The following is a 16517-nucleotide window of genomic DNA, read 5'->3' as shown; positions in this document are numbered from 1 at the left end:
TCGACGTACCCAGGCCCGATCTCGACGGTCGACGCGTGATGTCGCAGGTCAGGCTCTCCTTCACCCCTGCACCGGTGCACGTGCGCACCGCCCGGCTGGTCGGCGTCGCGGTGGCCCGGCGGGCCGGCGTGGCCGAGGAACTGCTCGACGAGGTACGGCTGGCGATCGGCGAGGCGTGTGCCCGCGCGGTCGCCCTGCACCGGCAGTACGGGCTCGGCGACCTGGTGCTCGTCGAGATGTCCGACAGTCCCGCGTACACGGTGCGGGTGATCGACCGGGCGCCGATCGAGGCCGGGCTGGGGCTTGCCGCGCTGCCGCCGGACGAGTTGGCCGACGAGTCGCTCACCGACGAGGCGCTGACGGTGGGTGTCGGGTTCGCCCTGCTCGCGGGCTTTGTCGAGGATCTTCAGGTGCGTCCCGTGGAAGAGGGGATCGGCACCGAGGTGCGGATGGCCTGGCCGCTCGGGCGGTAGCTCCGCCGCCGGCCGGGTCACCCCTTACACCACCCGTCGAGCTAACACAGCGACGAAGATCATCGTGACCGGGCGGGTCCTGGTTGTGACCTCCAACACCACGGACCGCTAGAGTACCCGGGGTTATCAGCAAGTGTGCTGGTCCCGCTCCTGTGGGTGGGGGGAGCAACGCCGGTCGCGGGGATCGCCGGCCGGCGGAATGCTTGCGAATTGTCGCTCCAGCGTGGAGACGTCGGGCCGGTTCGTCCGCCAGCCCGGCGCGAGTGTTCGGTACAGGAGGACATAGATGTCCCACTATTGGGCCGCTGACAGTGGCGGGCTGTCCCTCGGCGGCGAGAACCTCTCGTATGTCGTCGTCGCGGCAGTCATCGCCCTGGTGGCGCTCGGCTTCGCCGCTGCGCTGACCAAGGCCGTGCTGTCGACCGGCAAGGGCACCGAGAAGATGCAGGAGATCGCGGGGGCCGTCCAGGAGGGGGCCTCGGCCTACCTGCTGCGGCAGTTCCGCACCCTCGGCATATTCGTCGTGGTCGCGGTGATCCTGCTCTTCCTGCTGCCGGTGCACGACACCGACGGCAACGAGACGCTGGTGAAGATCGGCCGATCGGGCTTCTTCGTGGTCGGCGCCCTGTTCAGCGCGTTCATCGGCGGCGCCGGCATGGCCCTGGCCACCCGGGCCAACCTGCGGGTCGCGGCCGCCGCCCGCGAGCACCAGGGCGGCCGGGAAGCGGCGATGCAGATCGCGTTCCGCACCGGTGGCGTCGTCGGCTTCCTCACCGTCGGCCTCGGCCTGGTCGGGGCGGCGGCGGTCGTCCTGATCTACAAGGGCGACGCGCCGACCGTGCTGGAGGGCTTCGGCTTCGGTGCCGCGCTGCTCGCCATGTTCATGCGGGTCGGCGGCGGCATCTTCACCAAGGCCGCCGACGTCGGCGCCGACCTGGTCGGCAAGGTCGAGCAGGGCATCCCCGAGGACGACCCACGCAACGCGGCGACCATCGCCGACAACGTGGGCGACAACGTCGGTGACTGTGCCGGCATGGCCGCCGACCTCTTCGAGTCGTACGCCGTGACCCTGGTCGCCGCGCTGATCCTCGGCCGGGCCGCCTTCGGCGAGCAGGGCCTGGTCTTCCCGCTGATCGTCTCCACCATCGGTGTGCTGATCGCCATCCTCGGCGTCTTCATCACCCGGCTGCGGGCCGGCGACCGGTCCGGGCTCACCGCGATCAACCGGGCGTTCTACGCCTCCGCGGTGGTCTCGGCGATCCTGGTCGCGGTGATGTCCTTCGTCTACCTGCCCGCCACCTGGGCCGACCTGCTCGGTGCCGACTGGCGGACCAGGCTCGGCCTCGCCGAGGACGCGTCCGACCCGATCGACCCGCGGATCCTCGCCATCGGCGCCGTGGTGATCGGCATCGTGCTGGCCGCCGCCATCCAGGCGCTGACCGGCTATTTCACGGAGACCAACCGGCGCCCGGTGCAGGACATCGGCAAGTCGTCGCTTACCGGCCCCGCCACCGTGGTACTGGCCGGGATCAGCGTCGGCCTGGAGTCGGCGGTCTACTCGGCGCTGTTGATCGGCGCCGGGGTCTTCGGGGCGTTCCTGCTCGGTGGCGGCTCGCTCACCCTCTCGCTCTTCGCGGTGGCGCTGGCCGGTACCGGTCTGCTCACCACGGTCGGCGTGATCGTCGCGATGGACACCTTCGGTCCGATCTCGGACAACGCGCAGGGCATCGCCGAGATGTCCGGCGACATCGACGAGCAGGGGGCGCGCACCCTCACCGAGCTGGACGCGGTCGGCAACACCACCAAGGCGATCACCAAGGGCATCGCGATCGCCACGGCGGTACTCGCCGCCACCGCGCTCTTCGGGTCGTACACCGACACGCTGGCCGTGGCCCTCCGGGACGCGGGTTCCGACCTGTCGATCGACGGGCTGCTCAACGTGGCCAACCCGCGCAACCTGGTGGGCCTGATCGTCGGTGCCGCGGTGGTCTTCCTCTTCTCCGGTCTGGCCATCAACGCGGTCTCCCGCTCGGCCGGTGCCGTGGTGATGGAGGTACGCCGGCAGTTCAGGGAGCTGCCCGGGATCATGGACTACAGCCAGCGGCCGGAGTACGGCAAGGTGGTCGACATCTGCACCCGGGACGCCCAGCGCGAGCTGATGACCCCGGGGCTGCTCGCCATCCTGGCGCCGATCGCTGTCGGTTTCGGGCTCGGCCCGGGTGCGCTGGCCGCGTACCTGGCCGGTGCCATCGGGACCGGCACCCTGATGGCGGTCTTCCTGGCCAACTCGGGTGGCGCCTGGGACAACAGCAAGAAGCTGGTCGAGGACGGCGCGTTCGGCGGCAAGGGCTCGGACGCGCACGCGGCCACCGTGATCGGCGACACCGTCGGTGACCCGTTCAAGGACACCGCCGGGCCGGCGATCAACCCGCTGATCAAGGTGATGAACCTGGTCTCGCTGCTGATCGCCCCGGCCGTGGTGGCCTGGAGCGTCGGCGACGACGCCAACACCGCGCTGCGGATCGGGGTGGCGGTCGTCGCCGTGCTGATCATCGTGGTGGCGGTGCTGTTCAGCAAGCGCAAGCCGGTGGCCATGTCGGACTCCGACTCGGACACCGGCGGCGCCGGCAGCGGCAGCTCCGACCAGCAGCCGCAGACCGTCAACGCCTGACCAGGGTGCCTGTCCGGTCCGGGCCCGTCGCGCAGGCGACGGGCCCGGACCCGTTCTCCGGCAGCCCGTTCTCCGGCAGCCTGGCGGCCGGCTGTCGCACCGGGGCGACCACGAACGCGTCGCGCGACCCTGCCGGTCGGCGCCGTGACCGAGGCGGCGGCACCGTCCGACCCGGGGGTTCCGACCTCGGGTCGGGGGCGGCTCGGCCGATTACCCCCCTCGCGAAGCCCGCTCCAACCCGTACGCTGCAACGCATGCGTACCCCCCGCACGGCATCCGCCGGAAAATTCACGGCGGCCCTGTGCACGATCGCCCTGCTCCTCGGGGGCTGCGCCGGAGGACCCACCCCGCAGGCCTGGGCCGCCGCGGTCTGCGCGGCACTGGCCCCGTGGCGGGCCGAGATCGGGACGCTGACCCGGAGCACCCAGCAGCAGATGACCGCGCAGACGAGTCCGGCGCAGGCCAAGGAGAACCTGGTCCGGTTGCTCCGGGGTGCCGAACAGGCCAGCGAGACCGCCCGGCGGAAGGTCGAGGCGGCCGGCGTACCGGACACGGAGAAGGGTGCGGCGGTCTCCAGGGGTTTCGTCGCCTCGCTGACCGCCGTCCGGGACGCCTACGGCCGGGCCGGCGCGACGATCGAGGCGCTCGGCACCGAGCAGGCCGGCGAGTTCTACGACGGCGTCAAGATCGCGGTCGACACCCTGAACAAGGAGTACGACGCCAGTTCGCTCGACACCAGCGAGCTGGACTCGGTGGAGTTGAAGCGGGCCTTCGACGAGGTTCCGGAGTGTCGCTGACCCCGCCCGTCCCGCCCGTACCGGCCGAGTCGCCCGACCCGGCCGGCGCGGTCGCCGAGTCGCCCGGCCCGGTCCCTGACCTGTCCGACCTGGTCCCTGAGCTGTCCGACCCACTCTTCGACTCGCCCGACCCGCCGCCGCGACCGGCAGCGGAACCTGATGTCCCAGCCCCGGAACCGGATGTCCCAGCCCCGGAACCGGATGTCCCAGCCCCGGAACCGGATGCCCAAGCCCTGGAGCCGAATGCGTCAGCGCCGGGGCCGGATGCCCCCGCTCCGGCCGGGCCGCCGGTACGTCAGCTTTCGCTGTTCGGGGTGGAGGCGGCCGATCCGTCCGTCGGTGACCTCGCCGGGCTGCTGGCCGGGCCGGGCGAGCTGGTCCGGATGGGTGGTACCGCCCGGGTCACAATCGTGGTGGACGCCGCCTGGCGGGTGCACGTACTCGTCGCCGAGCTGGCCCGGCGGGGGCTGACCGCGAGCTGGCTCGGCCGGGTGGCGGAGCAGCACGGGGTGCAGACCTCCTACAGCACCCTGCTCGCCCCGCTGGCGGCGAGCTGGCTGCGCGGCACCGCCAAGCGCCCGCCGGCCAACTTCTTCCTGACCGGTCCCCGGCTGCGGCTCTGGGCGGCTGCGGCGGGTACTCCCGAGCCGCTCGGCTTCGTCCTCCGGCTCGGTGCCGCCGACGAGGCGTGCTGGGAGCCGGTCGGCGCGGCGCTGGCCGCCGTCGGCCTGCCGGCGGTACTGCTGGACGCCGGGGCGGGCGGTCCGGCGTACCGGATCACCGGCCGGCGGCGGCTCGCCCGGCTGGCGGAGCTGGTGGGTGACCGGCCGCCGACCGCGCCGCCGAGCCGGTGGCCCGGCGGCGGGTCCTGAGTACCGTGCGTCGGTAGGGTGCTGAGTACCCCGCGTCGGTGACCGCCGGTGGTGGCCGCGAGGGATCGACCGCTGTCGTATCCCGGACAGCCGGAAGTCAGATTTGTTCGATTGATCCGGTTAACGCGCCCCTGAGCGGGGCGTGATCCGTCCGGTTGGTCCCGCACGGATACTCGGTGGGTGTACCGTGTCGCCGTCCGGCATGACCGCCCGTCCCGCGTTGTTGCACCCGGTGTCACCGCAGCGTAGCGGTGCTCTTATCGGGCCGCGCAACTGCGCGGTCGGGGCGCGCGTTACGTTGGACGTCTGGCCACCGGGCGGCCGGCGAGGCCCCGGCGGCGAGCGCGGACAGGGCGGTCCGCAGGGGGAAAGATCGTGAGTGAGGTCAGGAGAGCCGTGCCGAGCAACGCCAGGAGCACCCGTCTGGTCATCGTCGAGTCACCGGCGAAGGCCAAGACGATCTCGGGCTATCTCGGCCCGGGGTACGTCGTCGAGGCCAGCCTGGGCCACGTCCGTGACCTGCCGCGCAACGCCGACGACGTGCCCGCGAAATACAAGGGCGAGCCGTGGGCCCGGCTCGGCGTCGACGTCGACAACGGGTTCGCCGCCCTCTACGTCGTCTCCCCGGACCGCAAGCAGCAGATCACCAAGCTGACCCGGCTGGCCAAGGAGGTGGACGAGGTCTTCCTCGCCACCGACGAGGACCGCGAGGGCGAGGCCATCGCCTGGCACCTGGTCGAGACGCTCAAGCCCAAGGTGCCGGTCAAGCGGATGGTCTTCCACGAGATCACCCGGCAGGCCATCCAGGCGGCGGTGGCGAACCCGCGCGAGATCGACCGCGACCTGGTCGACGCCCAGGAGGCCCGACGGATCCTGGACCGGCTCTACGGCTACGAGGTCTCCCCGGTGCTGTGGCGCAAGGTCCGCTCCGGGCTCTCCGCCGGCCGGGTCCAGTCGGTCGCCACCCGGATCGTCGTCGAACGCGAGCGGCAGCGGATGGCGTTCCGCAGCGCGGAGTACTGGGACATCCTGGCCACCCTCGGCGTGCAGGGAGCCGCCGACGGGCCGCGCAGCTTCTCCGCCACCCTGGTCGCGCTGGACGGCGACCGGATCGCCACCGGCAAGGACTTCGAGCCGACCACCGGCCAGGTGAAGCCGGGTGCCGGGGTGACCCACCTCGACGAGGCGGGTGCCCGTGGCCTGGCCGCCCGTCTCGACGGCCGCCCGTTCACGGTGACCCGGGTCGACGAGAAGCCCTACCGGCGCCGCCCCTACGCGCCGTTCATCACCTCGACGCTCCAGCAGGAGGCGGCCCGCAAGCTGCGCTTCTCCTCGCAGCAGACGATGCGCACCGCGCAGCGGCTCTACGAGAACGGCTACATCACCTACATGCGTACCGACTCGGTCAACCTGTCGGAGACGGCCATCGCGGCCGCCCGCCGGCAGATCGCCGAGCTCTACGGCGAGCGGAACGTGCCGCCGGAGCCGCGCCGCTACACCGGCAAGGTGAAGAACGCCCAGGAGGCGCACGAGGCGATCCGCCCCGCCGGGGACAACTTCCGGACCCCGGGTGAGCTGGCCAACGAACTCTCCGCCGAGGAGTTCCGGCTCTACGAGCTGATCTGGCGGCGGACCATCGCCTCCCAGATGACCGACGCGGTCGGCTCCAGCGTCTCGGTGCGGATCCGGGCGGTCTCCAGCGCGGGCGAGGAGGCCGACTTCGGCGCCACCGGCAAGACCATCACCGAGCCGGGCTTCCTGCGGGCGTACGTGGAGTCGTCCGACGACGAGAACGCCGAGGCCGAGGACGCCGAACGGCGGCTGCCGAACCTGGTCAGGGACCAGCCGCTGACCGCCGAGGAACTCGCCCCGACCGGCCACCACACCCAGCCGCCGTCCCGGTACACCGAGGCGTCGCTGGTGAAGTCGCTGGAGGAGCTGGGCATCGGCCGCCCGTCGACGTACGCCTCGATCATGGCGACGATCCAGGACCGGGGGTACGTCTTCAAGCGCGGCCAGGCGCTGATCCCGTCCTTCCTGGCCTTCGCCGTGGTCGGCCTGCTGGAACGGCACTACCCCCGGCTCGTCGACTACAACTTCACCGCCGCGATGGAGAACGAGCTGGACGAGATCGCCGGTGGCGACCACGCGGCGGTGGACTTCCTGACCTCGTTCTACTTCGGCAGCGAGATGGGCGGGGACCAGTCGGTGGCCCGGTCCGGCGGGCTGAAGAAGATGGTCACCGAGAACCTGAGCGAGATCGACGCGCGCAGCGTCAACTCGATCCCGCTGTTCCGGGACGACGAGGGGCGCGACGTCGTCGTCCGGGTCGGCCGCTACGGGCCGTACCTGCAACGGAGCCTGCCCGGTGCGGAGCCGGCCGCCCCGGCTGCCCGGGACACCGGCGACGGCGGCCCGCCCGAGGACGCGGCGGCGAGCGGCGACCGGGCACCGATCCCGGACGGGCTGGCGCCGGACGAGCTGACCCCGGAGAAGGTGCACGAGCTGTTCCTCGGCGGTGGCGGCGAGCGCAAGCTCGGCGAGCACCCGGAGACCGGCGAGCCGATCGTGCTCAAGTCCGGCCGGTTCGGCCCCTACGTCTCCAGCGGCGAGCGCAAGGCGTCGCTGCTGCGCACCCAGTCCCCGGATTCGCTGACCATGTCGGAGGCGCTGCGCCTGCTCACCCTGCCCCGGGTGGTCGGGGTCGGGCCGGACGGTGCCGAGGTGCTGGCCGCGAACGGCCGCTACGGCCCGTACGTCAAGCGCGGCGACGAGTTTCGCTCGCTGGAGTCGGAGGAGCAGCTCTTCACCGTCACCCTGGACGAGGCGCTGGCCCTGCTGGCGGCGCCGAAGACCCGGCAGCGCCGGGCGGCCGCCCCGCCGCTGCGGGAGATGGGTGCCGACCCGCTGACCGAGAAGCCGCTGGTGATCAAGGACGGCCGGTTCGGGCCGTACGTCACCGACGGCGAGACCAATGCGTCGCTGCGGCGCGGCCAGACTCCGGAGGCGCTGACCCTGGAGGAGGCGTCGGAGATGCTGGCGGAGAAACGGGCCAAGGGTCCGGCGCCGCGCAAGCGGGCGGCGAAGAAGACGACCGCCAAGAAGACGGCGGCCAAGGCGACCGGCGACGGCTCGGCGGCGAAGAAGACGACGGCGAAGAAGACGGCGGCGGCGAAGAAGACGACCGCCAAGAAGACCGCCGCCAAGAAGGCGACGACGTCGAAGGCGACGGCCGCGAAGAAGGCGCCGGCGAAGAAGGCCGCCCCGAGCAAGGCGACGGCCGCAGCCGCCGAACCAGCCGACTAGCCCCCCACCCCACCCCGGGCGCCATGATTCTTGTTGAGCTGTGGTCTCGGGCGGACCACCAGGCAACAAGAATCTTGCTCTGGGTTCAGGGGCGGGGGCGGCGGAAGCCGTACGTCTGGTGTTCGCGGCGGAAGCCGAGCGAGGTGTAGAGCCTGGCGGCCGGCAGGTTGTCGGCGTTGTGGTTTACGGTCGCCGTCGCCATCCCGGCCGCCCGCATCCGGTGCATCCCGGCCAGCATCACCGCTCGGGCCAGCCCGCGCCGGTGGAAGTCCCGATGCGTGCCGACCGGCTCGAAGTGCCCGACCCGGTTGCGCCCGTCCAGCCAGCAGACGGCGAAGGCGGCTATCCGGCCGTCCGGCGCCTCGGCGACGATCTCCCACTCGGCGGCGTAACCGGGTCGGGTCATCACCGCCGACCGGTAGAGCTGCCCGGTCCAGTCCGCCTCGAAGGCCGAGTTGCGGGCCGCCGCGAGCTGGTCGGCGTCGCCCGGCCGGGCGGTACGCAGTACGAAGCCGTCCGGCGGGGCCGGCTCGGCGACCGGGTCGGTGAGGTCCCGGACGGTCACGTCGTCCCAGGTGCGGAACCTGGTGAAGCCGAGCCCGTTGAGCAGCTGGATCCGGGTGCTGTCGCAGTCGAAGACGTCGGTGAGCACGTACGGCTCGGCGGTCCGGTCGGCGGTCATCGTCCGGGCGGTGGTCTGGTACGCCGTACGCAGCATCGCCAGCTCGGCCCCGCCGCCGCGCAGCGCGGGTGCGCAGAAGACGTCGAAGGCGGCGCCGAAGCGCAGGTTGACCGCCAGCCCGACGATCTCGTCCCCGAGCTCCCAGAGCTGGACAAGCTCCGCGATCGGTTTCCCGCGCAGGTTCTCGTAGATCCGGTGCGGCACCTCGCCGACGTGGTCGTACCCGCAGCTGCCGGCCTCGGCGATCCAGCCGGCGAAGGTCTCCACGAGCCGGGGCAGGTCGCCGTCGGTGTACGGCCGCATCCGGGGCAGGCTGCTGCTGTTCACCGGGCCTGTATACGGCATTGCCACCGGCCGGCTCGAACGAATTCCGCCCGCCGGGGCCTGGACGGACCTCAGGCGCCGAGCACCTGCTCGGTGTAGGAGTTCGCGAAGATCCGGTCCGGGTCGAGCCGGTCCCGGACCGCCAGGAAGTCGTCGAACCGGGGGTACGCCGGCCGCAGCGACCCGGCGTCCCGGTAGTGCAGCTTGCCCCAGTGCGGCCGGCCGCCCAGCCCGGCGGCGACCCGTTCGAAGGCCCGGAAGTACGGCTCGGCCGGCATCCCGGCGTACTGGTGGATCGCCACGTACGCCGACTCGCGCCCGTGGCCGTGCGAGAGCCAGATGTCGTCCGGGGCGGTGAACCGGACCTCGACCGGGAAGAGTACCCGGAACGGCAGCTCGTCGATCACCCGGCGCAGCCCGGCCAGCGCCTCGGGCAGGGCGGCCCGGGGCAGCGCGTACTCCATCTCCTCGAAGCGGACCCGTCGCGGAGTGCAGAAGACCCGGTCGGAGCGGGCGGTGTAGCTGCGTGCGGTGAGTGCCCGGGCGGAGACGGCGGAGATGGTCGGCACCAGTGCCGGGGCGGCCCGGCCGAGCCGGCAGGCTCCGGCGAAGACGCTGTTGGCCAGGAAGTCGTCGTCCAGCCAGCTGCGGAACCGGCGCAGCGGCTGGTCGTCGACGGGTACCCGGTTGTTGACCTTCACCTGCACCCGGTCGGTGTACGGGAACCAGTAGAACTCGAAGTGGTCGTTCCCGGTGACCAGTTCGGGGAGCCCGGCGAGTACCTCGACGAGCGGGGCGGGGCGTTCGTCGGCGCGCAGCACGAAGGCGTCGACGCAGTTCAGGGTCACCTCGACGATCACGCCGAGGGCGCCGAGCCCGACCCGGGCCGCCGCGAAGACGTCCGGGTGCCGGTCGGCGGAGCACTGCAGCAGTTCGCCGGTGCCGGTCACCAGGGTCAGTCCGGCGACGAACGTGGAGAGGCAGCCGAAGCCGGCGCCGGTGCCGTGGGTGCCGGTGGAGATCGCCCCGGCGATGGTCTGCGCGTCGATGTCGCCGAGGTTGGCCAGGGCCAGGCCGTGCGCGGCGAGGGCCTCGTTGAGCGCGTGCAGGGTGATCCCGCCGGGTACCGTGATCAGCCGACGCCCGGGATCGACCCGGACGGGTCCGGCCAGCGCGGTGAGATCGACCCGCTGGTCCTCGGCTCGGGCGATCGCGGTGAACGAGTGGCCGCTGCCGACCGGCTTGACCCGCCGGCCGGCGGCCCGGACCGCCCGGACCGTGGCGACGACCTCGTCCACGGTCGACGGTCGCAGCGCGTCGCCGGTGGCATGCTGATTGCCGGCCCAGTTGGACCACGAGGAGGTGACTCCGGGTGGCGCGGTTCGCCCGCTCATCTGACCTCCCCTGGCTCTGACCAGGTTACCGATCCACAAACACGAATTAGATTCGCGTCAAGGTGTGCCAGGGCGAGTAAATCAGGATCGTCACGGCGAGTAAATACCGATATCCGCTCGGCTCGTTAGTCCGGATAGCGTTCCGAAACCGTGACGCCTAGTAACCTTCACCCCGTCGAAAGGGAGTGGCGACGAGTGTCCACGTCAACCGCCACATCCGGTCCACTGCGCCGCGTACCGGTGCAGGGCCGCAGCGTCGCCCGGGTCCAGCGCATGCTCGACGCCTGTGCCGAGATAGTCGACGAGGTCGGCTACGAGGGGCTGACCACCACCCTGCTCGCCGAGCGCGCCGGAGTGGCCATCGGGTCGGTGTACCAGTTCTTCCCGGACAAGCGAGCGATCGTGCAGGCGCTGACCCTGCGCAACATGGAGGCGTACCTGGAGCGGCTCAGCGACCGCTTCTCCCGGGGCGACCTGACCCACTGGTGGGACGGGGTCGACGCCGCGATCGACGAGTACATCACCATGCACCGGAGGGTGCCGGGGTTCCGCACCCTGCACTTCGGCGACGTCGTCGACGTGCACCTGCTCGACGAGGACCGGGACAACAACGGCGTGATCGCCGAGCAGTTGGCCCGGGTGCTCGTCGAGCAGTTCGGCACCACCGACGCGCCCCGGCTGCGCTTCGCGCTGGAGATCGCGGTGGAGGCGGCCGACGCGCTGATCAAGCTGGCCTTCCGGCGTGATCCGGAGGGCGACGAGAAGGTGCTGGTCGAGGCGACCGCGCTGATCCGCGAGTACCTGCACCGGCACGTCGACGCCGCCCCCTCCTCGGCCGGCTAGCCGGCAGCCCGGCTCGGCCGGCTGGCCGGCAGCCGGGGCAGAGGTCAGAGGAAGGCCCGTCCCTCGCCGCGGTAGGTCGGGACGGTGTCCACCACCCGGTCCGACTCCACCAGGTGCAGTTCTCCGACATGTTCGGCCAGCTCGCCGGCCTTGGCGTGCCGGAACCAGACCCGGTCGCCGACCCGCAGTGACTCGGCGGGAACACCGGTCACCGGGGTCTGCACCTCCCCGGCGCCCTCGGTGCCGGTCAACCGCAGACCCGGCGGCAGCCACGGGGTGGGCAGCCGGGTCCGGTCGGCCGGCCCGGACGCCACCCACCCGCCGCCGAGCAGGGTCACCACCCCGGGGGCGGGCCGGCGGACCACCGGCAGGGCGAAGAACGCCGCCGGTCGGGGCCGCCAGCTCCGGTAGGCGTCGAAGAGCGTCGGCCCGTACAGGCCCGACCCGGCGGTGATCTCGGTTACCGCCGGGTCCGCCGCGGTCAGCGCGATGCTGCCGGTTCCGCCGCCGTTGACGAACTCCAGGTCGGCGTGCTCGCGTACCGCCGCGACCGCCGCCGCGCGCCGGTGCAGGAGTTCCCGGTACGACCGCCGTTGCAGCAGCCGGATCGTGGCGGCCCGTACCGCCTGCCGGGGCGGTGCGTCGCCGAGCCCGGCGATCTGCGCCTCGTACGCCATCAGCCCGACCAGCCGGAAGCCCGGCCGTTGCCCGATCGCGGCGGCCAGCGCACCGGCCTCGCCGGCCGAGCGCACCGGCGAGCGGCGGACGCCGATGTGCAGCCGGCCGCCGAGGGAGTCGGCCAGCGGGCGCCAGGAGGCGTCCAGTTCGAGGCAGATCCGGATCTCGGCGCGGCTGCCCGGCGCGGCGACCGCGTCGACCAGGTCGAGCTGGGCGGGGCTGTCCACCATCAGGCAGACCCGACCGGCCAGTTCCGGGTCGGCGGCGAGCTGCGCCAGTGCCTGCCGGTCGGCGCTGGGATAGCCGACCAGCGCGTCGTCGGTCACGCCGGACCGGACCAGCCAGATCGCCTCGGCCAGGGTGTACGCCAGCGCGCCGTGCCAGCCGGGTCCGGCCAGGGCGCGGCGGAGCAGGGCCCGGCAGCGCAGCGACTTGCTGGCGATCCGCAGCGGCCGGCCGCCGGAGCGGTCGACCATGGCCCCGGCGTTGGCGTCGAACGCGTCGAGGTCGACCGCGGCGAAGGGTGGTTCGAGGTGTGCGGTCGCCTCGTCGAGGCGGTTGCGCAGCAGGTCGCGTTCGGTGGCCATTCGAGCACGCTAACGCCCAGGACGATAATGCGAAACTGTCTCGCGTATCCGGGCGTGGCGTGGGACCGGCCGACCCCTAGGCTCGGGTTCCGGGGAATGTCGGGGTCGGGACGGCTCCGTACCGCGATTAGAGTGTGTGACCGGGGGAGCCCAGCCATGGGCCGGGGCGTGGAGGGGTACGGCCATCGACGACAACGACAGCAGCGCGGAGCGCGCGGCAGCGCCGCCGCCGTCCGGCGCTGGCACACCCTCCCCCGCCAGCGGCCCGGTCGACCGGACCGGCTACCAGGCACTCCGCTCGGTGATGCGGATCCGCCCGTTCCGCCGGCTCTGGCTGGTGCTCGGTGCCGCCTCGTTCGGTGACTGGCTCGGCCTGCTGGCCACCTCGGTCTTCGCCTCCAGCCAGGTCACCGGGGACACCGCCAAGGGCCTGGCGTTCGGCGCCGTGATCGCGGTACGCCTGCTCCCGGCCCTGGTCCTCGGCCCGGTCGCCGGAGTGCTCGCCGACCGGTTCGACCGGCGCTACACGATGGTCATCTGCGACCTGCTCCGGTTCGTGCTCTTCGCCTCCATCCCGCTGGCCGCCCTGCTGGACGTCGGCGGCGGCCTGGTGGTCGGCTGGGCGGCGGTCGCCACCTTCCTGATCGAGGCGATCACGCTGATCTGGATCCCGGCCAAGGAGGCCGCGGTCCCGAACCTGATCCCCCGGTCCCGGCTGGAGATGGCCAACCAGCTCACCCTGATCACCACGTACGGGCTGACCCCGGTGCTCGCCGCCGTCAGCATCGCCGTACTGGACCGGAGCATCCGGACGGCAGCCGGCGGTCCGCCGCCGGGCTGGGCCGACCCGACCCAGTTGGCGCTCTACTTCAACTCGCTGAGCCGGCTGGCCACCGCGCTCGTGGTGTTCTTCGGCATCCGGGAGATCAGCGGTCGCAGCGGTCGCCGGGACAGCGCCGGGCGGGCCGAGCAGAGCGTACTGCGCCAGTTCGTCGACGGCTGGCGGTTCATCGGCAAGACCCCGCTGGTCCGCGGGCTGGTGCTGGGCATCTTCGGCGCCTTCGCCGGTGGCGGCGTGGTGATCGGTACGGCGAACTTCTTCACCAAGTCGCTGGCCGCCGGTGACGCCGCCTTCTACCTGCTCTTCGGCGCGATCTTCCTCGGCCTGTCGCTCGGCATCGGGCTGGGGCCGATGATCGTCCGGGAGATGTCCCGGCGCCGCTGGTTCGGGGTGAGCATCGTGCTGGCCAGCGCCTCGGTGCTGATGCTGGCCGGCTCCATCCACCTCTCCATGGCGATCCTCGGCGCGGTACTCGTCGGCGCGGGTGCCGGGATGGCCTTCCTGGCCGGCATCACCCTGCTCGGCGGCGAGATCGCCGACGATATGCGCGGCCGGGTCTTCGCGGTGGTGCAGACCGGGACCAGGCTGGTGCTGATCCTGGCGATCTCGGTCAGCAGCCTGCTGGTCGGCGTCGGCGGCTCCTGGCAGCTGAACATCGCAGACCTCGGCATCTCGGTCTCCTCGACCCGCCTGTTGCTGCTGGCCGCCGGGCTGGTCGGCATCTACACCGGGATCAAGGCGTTCCGCCAGATGGACGACAAGCCGGGCGTACCGGTGCTGCCCGATCTCTGGGGCTCGGTCCGGGGCCGTCCGCTCTTCCCGGCCGAGCCGTTCGCCGCGACCGGTGCCTTCGTGGTCTTCGAGGGTGGTGAGGGCGCGGGCAAGTCGACCCAGGTGAACCGGCTGGCCGAGGAGTTGCGCCGGCAGCGGCACGAGGTGGTGGTGACCCGGGAGCCGGGCGCGACCGGGGTCGGGGAGCAGATCCGCGGCCTGGTGCTCGGCCGGACCAGCGGCCCGGACACCATCGCCCCCCGGGCGGAGGCACTGCTCTACGCCGCCGACCGGGCGCACCACGTCGCCACGGTGGTCCGCCCGGCGCTGGCCCGGGGCGCGGTGGTGATCAGCGACCGGTACGTCGACTCGTCGCTGGCCTACCAGGGCGCCGGCCGGACCCTGCCGGTCGAGGAGATCTCCTGGCTCTCCTCCTGGGCCACCGGCGGTCTCAAGCCCGACCTGGTGGTGCTGCTCGACATCGAGCCCCGGACCGGCCTCGGTCGGGTGACCGCCCGGGGTGGTGAGAAGGACGTGGTGGAGACCGAGTCGCTCGACTTCCACGACCGGGTCCGGTACGCCTTCCTCGACCTGGCCGCCGCCGACCCCAAGCGCTACCTGGTGCTGGACGCCTCCCGACCGGTCGACGAACTCGCGGCGACGGTGGTCGAGCGGGTCGCCGGGATGCTGGCCGACCCGGACCCGGACGGCCGGCCCGAGCCGGCCGACCCGCCGGACACCTCGACCCGACCGGAGTTATCCGAAGCCGAGCGCCAGGCGGCAGCACAGGCGGCGCAGGCCGCGCAGCCGGCCCAGGCAGCACAGCCAGATCCACGGGACGCTGCGGATTCGCGGGCCCGGACGGAGGTGCCGGCACCCACCGAGGCGGCCGAGGCGCCGGAGCGGTCGGCCCGGGCCGGCACCGGGAGGCGCGGCGGCGCGGCCGGCGCGGCGGGTGCCTTCGAACTCGAACGGCGCCCCTGATGGCCGACGTCTTCGCCGACCTGGTGGGCCAGCCGGAGGCGGTGGACCTGCTCCGCCGGGCCGCCGCCGCGGCGGAGGCGATCCGGGCCGCAGCCGTCGAGGGCGCTGGCGCCGACACCGCTGCCGCCGCTGCGGCCGAGACCCCTGCCGCTGCTGACACCGGTGCCGGTGTCTCCGACATCGGCGCCGCCGTCGGCAGCGCGATGACGCATGCGTGGATCTTCACCGGGCCACCCGGCTCCGGGCGGTCCGTCGCGGCCCGAGCGTTCGCGGCGGCCCTGCAATGCCATCGGGGTACCGGTTGCGGCGAGTGTGCCGGCTGCCACACCACGCTGGCCGGGACACACGCCGACGTCCGGTTCGTGGTGCCGGAGGGGCTCTCCATCGGAGTCGGCGAGATGCGGGCCCTGGTGCTGCGGGCGGCCAGCACGCCGAGCGGGGGACGCTGGCAGGTGCTCGTGATCGAGGATGCGGACCGGCTCACCGAGGCGGCCGGCAACGCGCTGCTCAAGGCGATCGAGGAGCCGCCACCGCGTACCGTCTTCCTGCTCTGCACCCCCTCGACGCACCCGGACGACGTCTCGGTGACCATCCGCTCCCGGTGCCGGGTGGTGGCGCTGCGGCAGCCGCCGGCCGAGGCGGTGGCGACCGTACTCCGGGATCGGGACGGGATCGCGCCCGACGTGGCCGCCTGGGCGGCAGCGGCGGCCCAGGGGCACGTCGGCCGGGCCCGCCGGCTGGCCCGGGACCAGGAGGCGCGCAGGCGGCGGGAGGCGGTGCTGGCCCTGCCCCGCAAACTGAGCGGCGTCGGTGCCTGCTTCGACGCCGCATCCGCGCTGATCGAGGCGGCCGAGGCGGAGGCGGCGGCAGCGGTCGCCGAGGCCGACGCCGCCGAGCGGGCCGCGCTGGAGACCGCGCTCGGTGCCGGCGGGACCGGGCGGGGCGCGGCCGGCGCGATCCGGGGCGCCGCCGGACAGCTCAAGGACCTCGAACGCCGGCAGAAGTCCCGGGCCACCCGGGCCCAGCGGGACGCGCTGGACCGGGCGCTCGTCGACCTGGCCGGCTTCTACCGGGACGTACTCACCATCTCGCTGCGTGCCCCGGTCGAGCCGGTGCACACCGATGTGGCCGGGTTGGCCAGCTCGGCCGCCGGAAAGTGGACCCCGGAGGGCACCCTGCGGAGGCTGGAGGCGGTGCTCGGCTGCCGTGCGGCGATCGAGACGAACGTCAAGCCACGGATCGCCGTCGAGGCGATGATGCTCGCCCTCTGGCGGGGCTGACCGCCGGCTCGGCC

The 16517-nt window shown here is 72.8% G+C and carries 11 protein-coding genes; 8 read left to right on the top strand and 3 right to left on the bottom strand.

Translation table 11 applies throughout. The annotated features are described in order from the left end of the window. Positions 1 to 35: 35 nt before the first annotated feature. The 5 genes from O7626_RS31945 to topA all read left to right on the top strand — a co-directional run bounded on the left by O7626_RS31945 (position 36) and on the right by topA (position 8119). Complete coding sequence (locus O7626_RS31945; protein ID WP_278064730.1) at positions 36 to 473, top strand: ATP-binding protein; 438 nt, start codon at positions 36 to 38, stop codon at positions 471 to 473. 286 nt (positions 474 to 759) lie between these two features. Continuing rightward, complete coding sequence (locus tag O7626_RS31940; RefSeq protein WP_278064729.1) at positions 760 to 3144, top strand: sodium-translocating pyrophosphatase; 2385 nt, start codon at positions 760 to 762, stop codon at positions 3142 to 3144. Positions 3145 to 3398: 254 nt separating this feature from the next. Then, a complete protein-coding gene (locus O7626_RS31935) occupies positions 3399 to 3941 on the top strand; it encodes a hypothetical protein (RefSeq protein ID WP_278064728.1) in 543 nt (180 codons plus the stop codon). A gap of 233 nt (positions 3942 to 4174) precedes the next feature. Then, positions 4175 to 4813 carry a hypothetical protein gene (locus O7626_RS31930; protein WP_278066409.1) on the top strand — a complete coding sequence of 213 codons (639 nt, stop codon included), beginning with the start codon at positions 4175 to 4177 and terminating at the stop codon, positions 4811 to 4813. Between the two features lie 396 nt (positions 4814 to 5209). Further along, entirely contained in the window at positions 5210 to 8119 is a 2910-nt protein-coding gene (gene topA, locus O7626_RS31925; RefSeq protein WP_278066408.1) for a type I DNA topoisomerase, read from the top strand. Between the two features lie 85 nt (positions 8120 to 8204). On the opposite strand, the gene O7626_RS31920 is transcribed toward topA, so the two are convergent. Continuing rightward, positions 8205 to 9128: an N-acetyltransferase gene (locus O7626_RS31920; RefSeq protein WP_278064727.1), complete on the bottom strand. Its 924-nt coding sequence runs from the start codon at positions 9126 to 9128 to the stop codon at positions 8205 to 8207. Between the two features lie 68 nt (positions 9129 to 9196). After that, positions 9197 to 10519, bottom strand: coding sequence for a D-arabinono-1,4-lactone oxidase (locus O7626_RS31915; protein WP_278064726.1), 1323 nt, complete (start codon positions 10517 to 10519; stop codon positions 9197 to 9199). A 273-nt stretch (positions 10520 to 10792) separates the two neighbouring features. On the opposite strand from O7626_RS31915, the gene O7626_RS31910 reads away from it, so the two are divergent. Continuing rightward, a complete protein-coding gene (locus tag O7626_RS31910; RefSeq protein WP_278066407.1) occupies positions 10793 to 11362 on the top strand; it encodes a TetR family transcriptional regulator in 570 nt (189 codons plus the stop codon). A 44-nt stretch (positions 11363 to 11406) separates the two neighbouring features. Here the strand turns inward: O7626_RS31910 and O7626_RS31905 are convergent, their stop codons facing one another. Further along, on the bottom strand, positions 11407 to 12627 hold the full coding sequence (locus O7626_RS31905) for an amino acid deaminase/aldolase (RefSeq protein ID WP_278064725.1): 1221 nt from the start codon (positions 12625 to 12627) through the stop codon (positions 11407 to 11409). A gap of 337 nt (positions 12628 to 12964) precedes the next feature. On the opposite strand from O7626_RS31905, the gene tmk reads away from it, so the two are divergent. After that, positions 12965 to 15223 (top strand): dTMP kinase, encoded by a 2259-nt coding sequence (gene tmk, locus O7626_RS31900; RefSeq protein ID WP_278066406.1) that lies wholly within the window; start codon positions 12965 to 12967, stop codon positions 15221 to 15223. Continuing rightward, positions 15223 to 16503, top strand: a complete 1281-nt coding sequence (locus O7626_RS31895) for a DNA polymerase III subunit delta' (RefSeq protein ID WP_278064724.1) — start codon at positions 15223 to 15225, stop codon at positions 16501 to 16503. Before tmk ends, O7626_RS31895 begins: the two co-directional genes overlap by 1 nt. Positions 16504 to 16517 lie beyond the last annotated feature (14 nt).

Origin of the sequence: Micromonospora sp. WMMD1102, assembly GCF_029626265.1 — a bacterium.
GTDB lineage: Bacteria > Actinomycetota > Actinomycetes > Mycobacteriales > Micromonosporaceae > Plantactinospora.
This window is presented reverse-complemented; position numbering and strand designations above follow the sequence as displayed.